Source organism: Streptomyces olindensis (genome assembly GCF_040645895.1).
In the GTDB taxonomy this organism is placed as follows: domain Bacteria; phylum Actinomycetota; class Actinomycetes; order Streptomycetales; family Streptomycetaceae; genus Streptomyces; species Streptomyces olindensis.
The window spans coordinates 1-14,311 of sequence record NZ_JBEYZD010000059.1 but is presented as its reverse complement, the minus strand read 5'-3'; the positions used below and the strand labels follow the sequence as shown (position 1 = coordinate 14,311).

General features: G+C 71.5%; 12 protein-coding genes and 1 tRNA gene. 5 read left to right on the top strand and 8 right to left on the bottom strand.

Features of this window, described 5'->3' with window-relative positions; all coding sequences use genetic code 11:
* Positions 1–11: 11 nt before the first annotated feature.
* The 6 genes from pth to ABZ948_RS30155 form a co-directional block, all read right to left on the bottom strand.
* Positions 12–614, bottom strand: a complete 603-nt coding sequence (gene pth / locus ABZ948_RS30180) for an aminoacyl-tRNA hydrolase (RefSeq protein WP_359764796.1) — start codon at positions 612–614, stop codon at positions 12–14.
* Between the two features lie 69 nt (positions 615–683).
* Entirely contained in the window at positions 684–1,280 is a 597-nt protein-coding gene (locus tag ABZ948_RS30175; RefSeq protein WP_359764794.1) for a 50S ribosomal protein L25/general stress protein Ctc, read from the bottom strand.
* 194 nt (positions 1,281–1,474) lie between these two features.
* The gene (locus ABZ948_RS30170; RefSeq protein WP_031117924.1) at positions 1,475–2,455 is read right to left on the bottom strand and encodes a ribose-phosphate diphosphokinase; all 981 of its coding nucleotides are present in this window, start codon (positions 2,453–2,455) and stop codon (positions 1,475–1,477) included.
* A gap of 135 nt (positions 2,456–2,590) precedes the next feature.
* Positions 2,591–4,039, bottom strand: a complete 1,449-nt coding sequence (glmU, locus tag ABZ948_RS30165) for a bifunctional UDP-N-acetylglucosamine diphosphorylase/glucosamine-1-phosphate N-acetyltransferase GlmU (RefSeq protein WP_359764792.1) — start codon at positions 4,037–4,039, stop codon at positions 2,591–2,593.
* Between the two features lie 131 nt (positions 4,040–4,170).
* Positions 4,171–4,246, bottom strand: a tRNA-Gln gene (locus ABZ948_RS30160).
* Between the two features lie 14 nt (positions 4,247–4,260).
* Positions 4,261–5,121, bottom strand: coding sequence for a terminase gpP N-terminus-related DNA-binding protein (locus ABZ948_RS30155; protein WP_359764790.1), 861 nt, complete (start codon positions 5,119–5,121; stop codon positions 4,261–4,263).
* 167 nt (positions 5,122–5,288) lie between these two features.
* On the opposite strand from ABZ948_RS30155, the gene ABZ948_RS30150 reads away from it, so the two are divergent.
* On the top strand, positions 5,289–6,587 hold the full coding sequence (locus ABZ948_RS30150) for a sensor histidine kinase (RefSeq protein ID WP_359764788.1): 1,299 nt from the start codon (positions 5,289–5,291) through the stop codon (positions 6,585–6,587).
* Positions 6,588–6,612: 25 nt separating this feature from the next.
* Here the strand turns inward: ABZ948_RS30150 and ABZ948_RS30145 are convergent, their stop codons facing one another.
* Positions 6,613–7,107, bottom strand: coding sequence for an SUKH-3 domain-containing protein (locus tag ABZ948_RS30145; protein WP_359764786.1), 495 nt, complete (start codon positions 7,105–7,107; stop codon positions 6,613–6,615).
* Positions 7,108–7,192: 85 nt separating this feature from the next.
* Positions 7,193–7,843: a YwqJ-related putative deaminase gene (locus ABZ948_RS30140; protein WP_359764785.1), complete on the bottom strand. Its 651-nt coding sequence runs from the start codon at positions 7,841–7,843 to the stop codon at positions 7,193–7,195.
* Between the two features lie 397 nt (positions 7,844–8,240).
* Here ABZ948_RS30140 and ABZ948_RS30135 point away from each other — a divergent pair, with 397 nt between their 5' ends.
* The 4 genes from ABZ948_RS30135 (at position 8,241) to ABZ948_RS30120 (ending at position 14,119) form a co-directional block, all read left to right on the top strand.
* A complete protein-coding gene (locus ABZ948_RS30135; RefSeq protein ID WP_359764783.1) occupies positions 8,241–9,245 on the top strand; it encodes an SMI1/KNR4 family protein in 1,005 nt (334 codons plus the stop codon).
* Positions 9,246–9,253: 8 nt separating this feature from the next.
* A complete protein-coding gene (locus tag ABZ948_RS30130) occupies positions 9,254–12,385 on the top strand; it encodes an SUKH-4 family immunity protein (protein WP_359764782.1) in 3,132 nt (1,043 codons plus the stop codon).
* Between the two features lie 233 nt (positions 12,386–12,618).
* A complete protein-coding gene (locus ABZ948_RS30125; RefSeq protein ID WP_031117932.1) occupies positions 12,619–13,080 on the top strand; it encodes a carboxymuconolactone decarboxylase family protein in 462 nt (153 codons plus the stop codon).
* A 154-nt stretch (positions 13,081–13,234) separates the two neighbouring features.
* Complete coding sequence (locus ABZ948_RS30120) at positions 13,235–14,119, top strand: cellulose-binding protein (RefSeq protein ID WP_359764780.1); 885 nt, start codon at positions 13,235–13,237, stop codon at positions 14,117–14,119.
* The last annotated feature ends 192 nt before the right edge of the window (positions 14,120–14,311 follow it).

The window sequence follows — 14,311 nt, the reverse complement described above, 5'->3', positions numbered from 1 at the left end:
CGGGCGACAAGTCAGGAGTTGTACGTGCTTTGCGCCCGCTCCAACCCCTCGATCACCAGACACTCCACCGCGTCCGCCGCCCGGTCCACGAAGTAGTCCAGCTCCTTGCGCTCCACCGACGAGAAGTCCTTCAGCACGAAATCCGCCACCGGCATCCGCCCCGGCGGCCGCCCGATCCCGAACCGCACCCGGTGATAATCCGAACCGAACGCCTTCGTCATCGACTTCAGACCGTTGTGCCCGTTGTCCCCGCCACCCAACTTCAGCCGCAACGTCCCGTAATCGATGTCCAACTCGTCATGAACCGCCACCACATGCGCCACCGGCACCTTGTAGAAGTCCCGCAACGCGTTCACCGGACCACCCGACAGGTTCATGTACGACATCGGCTTCGCCAGAACCACCCGCCGGCTCCCCGGCCCCGGCGGACCGATCCGCCCCTCCACCACCTGAGCCTGCGCCTTACCGGCCCGCTTGAACCGCCCCCCGACCCGGTCCGCCAGCAGATCCGCCACCATGAAACCCACGTTGTGCCGGTTCCCCGCGTACTCCGACCCCGGATTGCCCAACCCCACGATCAGCCACGGAGCCGCCGCATCGGTCGTCACGTCCATGTCTCCTTCATACGCGTCGGCCGCTGCCCCGCACGGGAACAGCGGCCGACGAAACGACGACGAAGAGGATCAGGCCTCGGCGGCCTCTTCCTCAGCGCCCTCCTCGCCCTCCGGGGCCTCCTCGGCCTGCGCCGACAGCACCTGCAGAACGACGGTGTCGTCCTCGACGGTCAGCGTCGTGCCCTTCGGCAGCTTGATGTCCTTCGCGAGAACGGAGTCACCCGCCGCCAGACCCTCGATGGAGACGGTCACCGACTCCGGGATGTGCGTCGCCTCGGCCTCGACCGGCAGCGCGTTCAGCACGTGCTCCAGCAGGTAACCACCCGGGGCCAGCTCACCCTCGGTGTGCACCGGGATCTCGACCGTGACCTGCTCGCCACGCTTCACCAGCAGCAGGTCCACGTGCTCCAGGAAACCCTTCAGCGGGTCACGCTGCACGGACTTCGGAATCGCCAGCTCGTTCGTCTTGCCGTCGATGTCCAGCGCGATCAGCACGTTCGGCGTACGCAGCGCCAGCAGCAGCGCGTGACCCGGCAGGGTCAGGTGCAGCGGGTCCGAACCGTGCCCGTACAGCACGCCGGGAACCTTGTCCTCACGACGGATACGGCGCGCGGCACCCTTGCCGAACTCGGTGCGCGTCTCGGCGGAGATCTTCACCTCGGACATTTTCACTCCTCGAAGTCAGAAACGGACGTGGTCACCCGGCCACGAACGGCCTGCTACGAAGAGCGCGTCGATAACGGACCACCGCATCCCGCGAAACAACGGGAACGGCCTCCCTCGCCGAGCAACTGCAGCAGTCTACTCGGCGAGGGAGGCCACACCCAAAAGGATCACCACCGCGACCCCGGCCGCGATCCCTACTGCTCGTCGAACAGGCTCGTCACCGAACCGTCCTCGAACACCTCACGCACCGCACTCGCGATCGTCGGCGCGATCGACAGCACCGAGATCTTGTCCAGATCCCGGCTCAGCTCCGCCGGCGTCGGCAGCGTGTTCGTGAACACGAACTCACTCACCCGCGAGTTCTTCAGACGGTCCGCCGCCGGACCCGACAGCACACCGTGCGTCGCCGTCACGATCACGTCCTCCGCACCATGCGCGAACAACGCGTCCGCCGCGGCACAGATCGTCCCACCCGTGTCGATCATGTCGTCCACCAGGACACACACGCGACCCTTCACCTCACCCACGACCTCGTGGACGGTGACCTGGTTCGCGACGTCCTTGTCACGCCGCTTGTGCACGATCGCCAGCGGCGCGCCCAGCCGGTCGCACCAGCGGTCCGCGACCCGCACCCGGCCCGCGTCCGGCGACACGACCGTCAGCTTCTCCCGGTCCACCTTCCGGCCCACGTAGTCCGCCAGCAGCGGCAGCGCGAACAGGTGGTCCACCGGACCGTCGAAGAAGCCCTGGATCTGGTCCGTGTGCAGATCCACGGTCAGGATCCGGTCCGCACCCGCGGTCTTCATCATGTCCGCGATCAGACGCGCCGAAATCGGTTCACGTCCGCGGTGCTTCTTGTCCTGCCGCGCGTAACCGTAGAAGGGCACGATGACCGTGATGGACCGGGCCGACGCACGCTTCAGCGCGTCGATCATGATCAACTGCTCCATGATCCACTTGTTGATCGGAGCCGTGTGGCTCTGGATCAGGAAGCAGTCGGCACCACGTGCCGACTCCTGATAACGCACATAGATCTCGCCGTTCGCGAAGTCGAAGGCCTTCGTCGGGACAACCCCGACACCCAACTGCTGGGCGACCTCCTCGGCAAGCTCGGGGTGGGCGCGGCCGGAGAAGAACATCAACTTCTTCTCGCCGGTCGTCTTGATCCCGGTCACAGCACTGTCTCCTCAGAGGTGTCGCAGCTGGGTGTCGAGAGACCTCTCAGCCGGCTTGCGAGAGGCCGTCTCAGCTGGTGGGGGTGCGGGTGTGCACTTATCACCGTACGCCGTGTTTGAGGCACCGGTTTCCGGTCAGCCCTCGTCGGCCGACTCCCGGGACGCCGCCTCCGCCGCCTTCGCGGCCGCGCTCCCCGGACGCTTACGAGCCACCCAACCCTCGATATTCCGCTGCTGACCACGGGCCACGGCCAGCGAACCGGGCGGTACGTCCTTCGTGATCACCGACCCGGCGGCGGTGTACGCACCGTCCCCCACCGTGACAGGCGCCACAAACATGTTGTCCGAGCCCGTACGGCAATGCGACCCGATGGTCGTGTGGTGCTTCTCCTGCCCGTCGTAGTTCACGAAGACGCTCGCGGCACCGATGTTCGTGTGCTCACCGATCGTCGCGTCCCCCACGTACGACAGATGAGGAACCTTCGTCCCCTCACCGATGGAGGCGTTCTTCGTCTCCACATACGTACCGATCTTGCCCTTCGCACCCAGCCGGGTCCCCGGCCGCAGATACGCGTAAGGCCCGACCGTCGCCCCCGCACCCACCTCGGCACCATCGGCCACCGTGTTGTCCACACGCGCACCGGCACCGACCCGGGTGTCCTTCAACCGCGTGTTCGGACCGACCTCCGCGCCCTCGCCGAGGTGCGTCGAGCCGTGCAGCTGCGTGCCCGGGTGGACGACCGCGTCCTGCTCGAATGTGACGGTGACGTCGATCCACGTGGTCGCCGGATCGATGACGGTCACACCGGCCAGCATGGCCTCCGTCAGCAGCCGGTCGTTCAGGATCCGGCGGGCCTCGGACAACTGCACCCGGTTGTTGATGCCGGCGATCTCGCGATGGTCCCCCGCCACCGAGGCCCCGACCCGGTGCCCGGCCTCCCGCAGGATGCCCAGGACGTCCGTCAGGTACTCCTCGCCCTGGCTGTTGTCCGTCCGCACCTGCTTCAGCGCGTCCGCGAGCAGCTGACCGTCGAACGCGAACACACCCGAGTTGATCTCACGGATCGACCGCTGGGCGTCCGTGGCGTCCTTGTGCTCGACGATGGCGGTGACCGCACCCGTGGCGTCGTCCCGCACGATCCGCCCGTAGCCCGTCGCGTCCGGCACCTCGGCGGTCAGCACGGTGACCGCGTTGCCGTCTTCCACGTGGGTGGCGGAGAGGGCCCGCAGCGTGGCGCCGGTCAGCAGCGGAGTGTCCCCGCACACGACCACGACGGTCCCGTCGACGGACCCGCCCAGCTCCTCCAGGCCCATCCGGACGGCGTGCCCGGTGCCGTTCTGCTCCGCCTGCACGGCGGTACGGACGTCGGGGGCGATCTCACCGAGGTGCGCGGTGACCTTCTCACGCGCGTGGCCGACCACGACGACCAGGTGCTCGGGGTTCAGCTCGCCCGCGGCGGCGAGCACGTGGCCCACGAGGCTGCGGCCGCAGAGCTCGTGCAGGACCTTGGGTGTGGCCGACTTCATACGGGTGCCCTCACCCGCTGCGAGAACGACGACGGCTGCCGGGCGGTTGGCGCTCACGGGATGCCCTTCGGCTGTGGATGGGGTGGGGTGACATCCGCAGGATACCGGGGGGTTTTGTGGGGGGTGTGGGTGTGGGGCCTGACCGAGGGGTCATCGGCCAGGACCCGAACTCCGGCTGTAGGTGCCGCTGGCTCCCCCGCAAGGATTCGAACCTTGTCCTGCTAGATCCAAAATCTAGTGTGCTGCCAGTTACACCACGGGGGACAGCGCCTCAGACCTTACCGGAGACGTGCCTGAGCGTGGGCGACGATGCCGCTCCACCAACCCTCGATGCGGTTGTACAGCTCGGCACTCCGCGCCACGGCGATGACGAGGCAACCGTGGTAGTTGTCGCCGGTGTTCTTGCGGACCGTTTTCGGGTTGTGCTTCTTCAGCGTCGGCTTGGCGAAGACCGACGGGTCGATGTCGGCAAGGCCTGCCCAGAAGCGGTGCGCCGCGTCCACGTCCGCCGACTCGTGGATGAGGATCCGGAAGCCCAGGCGTTCCCGGCTCACCCCGAGCAGGTCGAGCCAGGCGAGGTAGACCTGGATCACCCCTGGGTCGCTGTTGACGAAGATGACCCGCTCGCGCCGGTCGTACGGCTTGCTCTTGGCGCCCTCGGCCCAGTACAGCGCGACGCCCGCGAGGAACAGCTCCCTGTCCGTGAGTTCGCCGATCTCCCGTGCGGCGCTTTCCTTGGTGCGCCTGCGCTCCTCGTCCTGCGTCGCGCGCAGGCGGGCGAGGCCGGCCTGCATGAGTGCTCGCTGTTCCTCCGGGGTGTACCGGGGCTCCGGCTTCGGCAGGTCCCTCACCCACAGGGACACCGAGCTCCTGGAGCACCCCAGCTCCGCCTCGATCTGGTCGTACGTCCACCCCTGGAGTCGTAGTTCCCTGGCCCTCTCGCGGAGGTCGTCCTTCGCGTTCGGGCGCTTGGTCCAGGCCGGTGGCGGTTCCCCCTTCACCAGCTGGTTGAGGATGTCGTTGTTGAAGATCTTCAGCTCGTCGCGGATCTGGCGGAGGCTGTAGCCCGCGCGTCGCAGCTCCACGGCCCGTTCCCGTAGGCCCTCGAAGTCGGCGTATTTGCCTGTGGCATGTGTCATACGCATACCGTCCGGGCGGAATCGCGGCTTCCGGGGTCGAACGGTGTGCGATTCAGCAGTTCGAGGGATATCGGGCGGTATTGCAGCCGAACGGTCACGGAGTGTGGTGTGGGCCAGTCCGGGAAACTCACCGGAAAACCGGCGGCGGGCGCCCGTAGGCTGGAGGCATGACCGCGACGGGGGAAGACCATGTGACGGCCCGGGGAGGGCCGTGGTGGTGGGCCAGGCGGCGCAGTGCCGTGTTCGATGTGAGCCTGGCGGTGGTGTCCGCGCTCGAGTGCGGGCTGGAGGGGTTTCCGTTCGCCCGGGACGCCGGGATCCCGGTGGCGGCGGGGGTCGTGTTCGGGCTGCTGGCCGGGGCCGTGCTGGTCGTGCGGCGGCGGTGGCCGATCGCCGTCGTGCTGGTCTCGATCGCGATCACGCCCGCGCAGATGGGTTTCGTGCTGGGCGTCGTCGGCCTGTACACGCTGGCCGCTGCCGAGCTGCCCCGCCGCATCATCGCCTCGCTGGCGGGGATGTCGCTGGTGGGGACGCTGATCGTGACGTTCGTGAAGACGCGGCAGGACATGGTCCGGGGGGATCTGGACCTGGGTGACTGGTTCGTGCCGTTCGCGGCGATCACGATGTCGCTGGGGTTCACGGCGCCTCCGGTGCTGCTGGGTCTGTACGTGGGAGCGCGGCGGCGTCTGATGGAGAGCCTGCGGGAGCGGGCGGACAGTCTGGAGCGGGAGCTTCAGCTGCTGGCCGAGCGGGCGGAGGAGCGGGCCGAGTGGGCCCGGAACGAGGAGCGGACGCGGATCGCCCGGGAGATGCACGACGTCGTGGCGCATCGGGTGAGTCTGATGGTGGTGCATGCCGCGGCCCTGCAGGCGGTCGCCCGGAAGGATCCCGAGAAGGCTGTGAAGAACGCCGCGCTGGTGGGGGACATGGGGCGGCAGGCGCTGACCGAGTTGCGGGAGATGCTCGGGGTGTTGCGCAGCGGTGGGGACGAGCGGCGGGAGCGTGCCGCGTCGGTGCCGTTGGCGGCGGTGGGGGTGGCCGCGGCGGCTGCGGCGTCGCGGGCCGTGGACGACGAGGGGCCGTGTCTGGCGGAGATCGAGGAGTTGGTCGGGCAGTCGGCTGCCGCGGGGATGGTGGTCGATCTGTCGGTGGAGGGGGATGCCCGGTCGTATGCGCCGGAGGTGGAGCAGACGGCGTATCGCGTGGTGCAGGAGGCGTTGACGAACGTCCACAAGCACGCGGCGGGGGCGAAGACGTATGTGCGGCTGGCGCATCGGGTGTCGGAGATCGCGATGCAGGTGGAGAACGAGCCGCCCGAGGAGGCGGCGTCGTCCGCGCGGTTGCCGTCCGGGGGAAACGGTTTGGTGGGGATGAAGGAGCGGGTGTCGGCGCTGGGCGGGGTGTTCGTGTCGGGGCCGACGGACGCGGGGGGTTTCCGGGTGTCCGCGGTGATTCCGGCGTCGTAGTTCGCTGTGGGTCCCGGTCGGGGGGTCAGCCCGCTGTCAGGCGCAGGGGTTCGGTGCCGGCGATGAGGGTGGTCAAGGCCTGGTCGATGTCGGCGCCGAGGTACCAGTCGCCGGTGTGGTCGAGGGTGTAGACGCGGCCGGCGGTGTCGATGGCGAGGAGGGCTTGGCTGTCGGTCTCGGCGCCGAGGGGGCAGACCTCGGTGTCGAGGGCGCGGCCGAGGTCGCCGAGGGTGCGGGCCATGTGGAGGCCGTGCAGCGGGTCGAGGTGGAGGGTGGCGGGGGCGACCTGGCGGCCGGGGCCGGTGGGGGTGATGTGGAGTCCGCCGAATTCGGCCCAGGCCTCGACGGCCGCGGGGAAGACGGTGTGGCGGTGGCCCGCGGGGGAGGCGTGGTCGCGCAGGGCGTCGGCCCAGATCTCGGCCTGTTTGATGTCCCAGCGTCCGGGTTGCCAGCCGGCGGCGCGCAGGGCGGCGTCGACGGGTACGGCGAAGCGGGTGGTGGAGGTGCGGTCGGTGTGCATCTGCCCTTCGTCTCGTCGAGGTCATGGGGTGGCGCGGTGCGTGCCGGGTGTCTCTGGTGCTTTGGGGTGTGGGGGTGGGGTGGCGTCAGCCGTTCTGGGGCGCCGGGTCGACTATGCGGACCCCGAAGTGGGCGCTGAGCGCGGTGCAGGCGCGGCAGGGGGTGGCGAAGCTGCCGTGGAGGGGGTCGCCGTCCTCGCGGATGCGTCGGGCGGTGAGTTTGGCCTGCTTGAGGGCTTTGCGGGCTTCGCCGTTGGTCATGGGTTTGCGGGCGGCGCGTTTGCTGCGGGCGGCGTCGGCGGCGGCGATGTGGCGGGAGATGAGGATGGTCTCGGCGCAGCGGCCGGTGAAGCGGTCGCGTTGGGCGCTGGTGAGGGTGTCGAGGAAGTCCTGGACGAGGGGGTGCAGGGCGGGGGGTGTGTCGCCGCGGGCGGCGGTGCCGGTGAGGGTGGCGCCGCGGACGGAGAGGGCGGCGGCGACGGTGGGGAGGATGCCGTCGCGGCGGTGGTGGAGGACGGGGGTGTGGGCGGCTTCGGCGGCGCTCCAGCCGATGCGGGGGTCGCCGGCTCGGGGGTCGCCGGTCCGCGGGCTGCCGGTTAGTGCGCTGCCGGTTCGCGGGTCGCCGCCTCGCGGGTCGGCGTTTCGCGGGTCGCCGCCTCGGGGGCTGCCGTTTCGTCGGTCGCCGTTTCGTGGGTCGGCGGACCTGCCGGTGTGTGGTCCCGTCTGTGTCGCGTTCATGATCGTCTTCCCCTCCGTGCATCCCCCGGGAGGTCACAGACTGCCAAATGCCGTGGCTGGAGCGGAAGCTGGGGCGGGGCGACACGCCCGTACCGGGGCGTGCCGTCACGGTGGGGTGACGGCTGGTCACGGAAGCGGAGGGGGCGGTTGCCGGTGCCGGTGACCGGTGTCGTCGTACCGCATAGGCTGTCGGCACCGCGGGCGATGCGGTGATCCGTTCGGAGATCGATGCAGTGAACCGGAGGGTGATCCGTGGGGTCGGGGCGTGCAGTGAGGTGCAGTGATGTGCGCCGAGGTGCAGTGAAGTCGAGAAAGAAGACGTGACAGTCGATACGGGCCGTAATGCACCGAAGGTGGTCAACGCGGGTCGTACAGAGTGCCGCAGGGGGCAACCGCCATGACGACAGGTCGGCTCGGGCAGCAAGCCGCGCCGCCGAACGCGGCCTACGCCGGGCAGGTCGTGCATTTCCCGGACCCGGTCCGGGCGGCCCGTCACCCGAGAGGGGTACGGGTCGACGAGCGTGGTTACCCCGACTTCTCGCCCTACGCGCGCGCGGCCGCGGAGATCGCGGAGCCCCCGGAGGGCTTCGGTGTCGACGAGTTGCGGCTGACGGACTACGTGTCGGCGAACACGGCGCTGTCGGCGTCCGGGCACGAACTGTGGGACACGGTGCCGGCGGTGGCGACGCCGCACGGCTGGACGTGGCACCACGTGGTGGGCACGCGGCGGCTGGAGCTGGTTCCCGTCGAGGTGAAGGCGCTGCTGCGGCACCACGGGGGCGTGGCGACGTCCGGTGTCGACCAGGCCAAGCGGGGCACGCGGCCGTTGCAGGAGACGCGTCCGGCGCACTTCGGGCTGCCGAAGTCGGGCGTGGCGGTGACCGAGTCGCAGGTGCAGGGTGTCGAGGAGGACCTCGGCTACCGGCTGCCGGGTGCGTACCGGTCGTTCCTGAAGGCGGCGGGCGGCTGCGCGCCGGTGGGTGCCGCGCTGGACGCGGAGCTGGGGCTGCTGGTGGACCAGCCGTTCTTCACGGTGCGCGACGAGGCCGCGGTCAACGACCTGGTGTACGTCAACAAGTGTCTGCGTGACCATCTGACCAAGGACTACCTGGGCATCTCCTTCGCGCAGGGCGGGTTGCTGGCCGTGAAGGTGAAGGGCGACCGGGTCGGTTCGGTGTGGTTCTGCTCGTACGACGACGCGCGGGACGTGGATCCCTCGTTGCCGCCGGCGGAGCGGGTGGAGCGGTTGCTGCTGCCGTGCGGGGACGACTTCGACGTCTTCCTGTCGCGACTGGCCGGTGATCCGCCGGAGTTGGAGACGGTGGCGAACCTGATGGTGGACGGTGGGTTCGCGCGTGTGGTGCCGGTGGGCGCGGTGTCGTCCTCGGCCGTGGGGGAGTGACTTCAGCGATGGTGACCTTCGCGCAGGCGCAGGAGCGCGCGGAAGAGTGGATCAACGGGGACGTGCCGTCGTACCAGCATCGTGAGGTGCGGGTGCGGGAGTTCGACCTGGGCTTCGTGGTGTGGGCCGAGGACCGGGCGGACGGGCCGCGCTCGGACGGGGGCGCGCAGCGGCTGGTGATCGCGCGGGACAGCGGTGAGGCGACGTTGTGGCCCGGGCTGCCGGTGGGTGAGGTGATCCGCCGGTACGAGGAGCGGTACGGCCGTCCGGGCGCGGCGGAGGAGCCGGCTCCGGCGGCGCCTGCCGCGCGGGTTGATCTGAACCAGACGTCGTTCCTGCTGACTCCGCCGGAGTGGTTGCAGGACGCGGCCGACAAGTTGGGGATTCCGGATCGGCGGGGGGTCGGGGCCGGGTCCGGGGCCGGGGGGACTTCCGGTGGGACCGGGAGTGGGGCTTCGGGCGCGGTTTCGGAGGGTGCGTCGGGAGTGGCGGCTGCTTCTTCCGGCGCCGGTTCCGCCTCGACGGGCGCTGCCGCTGCTTCGGCCGGTGAGGCGGCTGCTTCCGCGCAGGGGGCGGCCGTGGCGCCGGGGAGTGGTGCGTCGTGGCCGGCTGCCGGGGGGAGCGATGAGGGCGCCGAGTCGGGGGCTTCCGTGGCGTCTGGGGCTTCGGGGGTGCCCGGGGCTTCGGGAGTGCCTGGGACTTCGGGCGTGCCGGCCGCGCCTGCCGGGGCGACGCCCTGGGCCGGTACGGACACCAACGCCGATGCCGGGGACGACCGTTCCGTGCCGCTGCCCGCGACGGTCTTCGCGCCGCCGCTGAGCGAGGCCGGAGACGACACGCCGCCGTCGACGACGGCTGATGCCAAGACGGCCCTGATGTCGGGCGGCAGTCAGCTGCCGCCGACCGCGGTCACGCCGGCGGTGGACGAGCCGGGCGCGCCCGCTCCCGCTGCCGGGCCTTCCGGTCCGGGGTACGGCTATCCGCCGGGGGCGCCGCAGGGCAGCACGCCTCCGCCCGGGCCGGGTGGGCAGTCGTACGGGTATCCGCAGGGCCACCAGGGGAGTACGCCTCCGCCTGCTCCGGCGCCTGACGGGGCGTCGTACGGGTATCCGCAGGGGGCCGGTGGCGTGCAGTCGCCGGCCGGGCCGGGTACGGCCGGCCGGCCGCTCGCTCCGAACGCCGGGGACATCGCCGACGCCGCGACCAGCAAGGCGACTCCGCCGCCGGGGCGTGGCCGGGGCGCGGGCGCGACCACGCCGCCTCCGCCGGGTGCCCCCGGGGCGCCGGGTGCGCGGCCGGGTGCCACGCCTCCGCCGTCGGGGCCCGGGGCACCGGGTACTCCGGCGGGCGGTTACGTGCCCACGCAGCTCGTGTCGGCGCTTGGCCCCGAGGGGCCTGGCGGACCGGCTGGTCAGGGGGGCGCTCCTGGTCACGAGGGTCCGGGTGGGCCGGGGAGCCATGGGGGTCCCTCGGGGGCCGGGGCCGCGCAGGGGCAGGGTGCGCCGCTGCCTCCTCAGCAGCCGCCGGGGCAGCCGGGGGCGCCGCAGCCTCCTGCCGCGCAGGGTATGCCGCAGCCGTCTGGTCCTCCTGGTGCGCCGAATCCGCCTGGACCTCCCGGTGCGCCGCAGGCTCCGGGCGCTCCGAACCCGCCGGGTGCCCCGAACCCGCCCGGTGCGCCGAACCCGCCTGGCGCTCCCGGTGGTACGCCTCCCGGTGGTGTTCACCATGCCGCCACGATGCTGGCCGACCCCGGTCGGATGGGCCCGGGAGTGCCTCAGCCTCCGCAGCCGCCGGGGCCTCCGGGTGCGCCTGGTGCTCCTGGTGCACCAGGTATGCCGCAGCCTCCGGGCGCCCCGAACCCGCCTGGCCCTCCCGGTGCGCCGCAGCCTCCGGGTGCCCCGGGTGCGCCCGGTGGTCCGGGTCCCGTGCACCACGCGGAGACCATGCTGGCCGCGCCCCCGCCGGGCGGCCCCGGCGTGCCTCCGCCGCCGCAGGCCCCGGGCGCACCGCCCGGTGCGCCGCCGATGCCTCCTGGTGCGATGCCGCCTGGCGCGGTGCCGGGTGGGATGCCTCCGGGCGCGGTGCCTCCCGGCGCGATGCCGCCCCCCGGACAGCCCGGGCCCGGCCGGCCGCCGGCGTACGGCTATCCGCAGCAGCCCACCGGGCAGCCGACGGTCGGTCCCGGCTACCAGGCCGTGCTGCGCTACCGCGCGCAGGACGGTTCCGAGCAGCAGCTGATCCGGCGTTCGGCGCCGGGCACGCCGCACCCGGAGTGGCAGATCTTCCACGAGCTGCGGGCCATGAACGTGCCCCCGGACCAGGTGCTGGAGCTGCACACCGAGCTGGAGTCGTGCGAGCTGCCGGGCGCGTACTGTGCGCGGATGATCCGGGAGCAGTGGCCGCAGGCGCGGATCACGTCCATCGCGCCGTACGGTACGGACCACGCGAGCCGGCAGCAGGGCATGCAGCAACTGCTGGCCCATCAGGGCGAGTTGCACCAGGTGGCGGACGGCCCGGCGCGTCCGGCCCCGGTGCGTGCCCCGCTGCCGCCGGTGCCGGCGGCCCCGCCGATCCCGCCGGAGGGCATCGCGCAGGAGCTGGCGGCGGCGTTCGGGCCGGGGGTGTTCCGGTTCGAGCAGGCCGCCGTGTCCCGGCAGGGTGTGCCGCCGGTCGTGGCGCACACGCTGGTCGCGGCCGGTCTGCCGATGGACATGGGTCCGTTCTTCTGGGCGCAGGCACAGCCGGGGCGGCCCGTTCCGACGCTGGCGGAGCTGGCGGCCGAGCGCGGTGTGCAGCCGGCCTCGGACGCGGGCTCGTACCTGGTGATGGGCAGCGACTTCGGCAAGGCGATCTGCGTGCAGTACGGCACCGCCAACATCGTCGCCGTGCCGGTCGAGGCGGGGCCGGGCGGGGCGCCCGTACCGCCGCAGTTCGTGAACACCGGGCTGCCGGAGTTCGCGCGCTGCCTGGCGCTGCTGGGCCGGATGTGGCGGCTCAGGTTCGGGCTGAACCAGGAGCAGGCGGGCCGCTGGACCGTCGACTTCCAGGCCCAGTTGGCCGCGCTCGACCCGGCGGCGCTGGGGTCGCCGGAAAGCTGGTGGTCGGTGCTGCTGGAGCAGATGTGGGACGGGTTGCTGTGACGCCGTGACGCCGTGACGCTGTAACGCCGTGACGCGTCGCCGCTGACGTGCCGTGAGGAGCCGGGCCCGGTCGCTCGTACGACCGGGCCCGGCTCTTTTCGTGCCCGTACGCATGCATGCTCGTACGAATTCGTGCTCGTACGAAAAAACTTCGCGCCGGGCTGTCACACCTGCCGCCGCCGCTCCGTCAGTGCAGTGACAGCGACGCACCGCCGACACAGGAGGCACAGATCATGCAGGCACGGATGAAGAACCCGGCGTTCGTCCTTCCCGGCGCGATGAAGGGCATCGGCACCCTGTTCCAGGCGATCGGGGAGGGCGGCCTGGCGCAGGACGTGGCGGAGATCGTCGGGCTGCGCGCCAGTCAGATCAACGGCTGCGGCGCCTGTGTGCACGGGCACGTCGAGAACCTGCGCAAGGCCGGGGCGAGCGAGGAGCGCATCGCGGCCGTCGCCGCCTGGCGGCACGCCCCGTTCTTCTCGGACGCCGAGCGCGCCGCGCTGAAGCTGACGGAGGCGATGACGCGGCTCTCCGACCTCTCGGGGGAGTCGGTCCCGGACGCGCTGTGGGACGAGGTGGCCGACCACTTCGACGAGAAGGAACTCTCCGCGCTGATCCTCACCGTCGCGGTCACCAACCTCTTCAACCGCATCAACACCACCATCCAGGAGCCCGCAGGCACCACCTGGGGCTGACGGTCAGCCGACGGCCGTACGGCCCGGTCGTGAGCCCGTGACCCCGGTGCGGAGTGTCGCGTTATGAACACTTCCGTCTGATCCACCAAGATGTGCGCGAAATCATCCCATTTCTTGCGCGGTGTCGCGTCGGTGTGGTGGAGAGGGGTCCAGGATGAGCAGCGCATCGGTGTCGCCGCGCGGCTTCACGGCCGTGCGGGGGCGCGGCTACCGTCCCGAGCAGGTCGACGCGTACGCCGGGGCCCTCTCCGCGGAACGCGACGCGGCCTGGGAGAGAGCCGCCCGGCTGACGGTCCTCGCCCGACAGATGGGTGAGGAACTGGGGCGGCTGCGGGAAGCCGCGGCCCGAATGGCCCCGCAGACCTACGAGTCGCTCGGGGAGCGGGCGCACAGGCTCTTCGAACTCGGCCGGGACGAGGCCGCGGCCGTACGGGAGGGGGCGCGGCGGGAGGCGCGGGAACTCGTCGACGGGGCGCGGGAGTCCGCGGCCGGCGTGCGCGAGTCCGCACAGGCGTACGCCGATGCCGTACGCGCCGACGCCGACGAGCGCGCCCGGCAGCGGCTGCTCGCCGCGCGCGCCGAGGCCGACGAGATCCGGGGCTCGGCCCGGGATGAGGCCCAGGAGCAGCGGGGTGAGGCGCTGGCCGCGCTGCGGGAGATGCGGCAGCGCACGTCCGGGATGCTGGCCGAGCAGGCCAAGGAACGCGACGAGCGGTGGGCCGAGGCGGAGCGGGAGGAGGCCGGCCGCGCGGCGGCGCTGGACGCGGACCGTGCGGAGGCGGTGGCGCGTGCCGAGGCCGCGCTGTCCGACGCCGAGCAGGCCTTCGCCGACGCGGAGGACTCCGCCCGGCTCCTGGAGGAGGAGGCGCACGCGCGTGCCGCGGAGTTGGTGGACGGGGCCAGGGCGCGGGCGGCGGCCGCCGAGAAGGAGACGGAACGGGTCCTTCGCGAGCACGCGGAGCGCGCGGACGACGTACGGGACCACATCGACCGCGTCCACACCAGCCTGACGGCGTGGGCGGGGCAGACCACGGAGTGACCGGCCGGACGCGGCAGTGCAGCGTGCCGAAGGCCTGGCGCCTGGGGTGGCTGTGGCGGCGGGCCCTAGTTGTATTGATCACGAGCGTTGTTAACGCGGGCAGGGCTTGATCATGGCGAAGACCTCCGGTGTGGTGGAGCTGTCTAGGACTGCACCGCACGGAGGTCTTCGTGTCCCACCGTAATGCCCGGC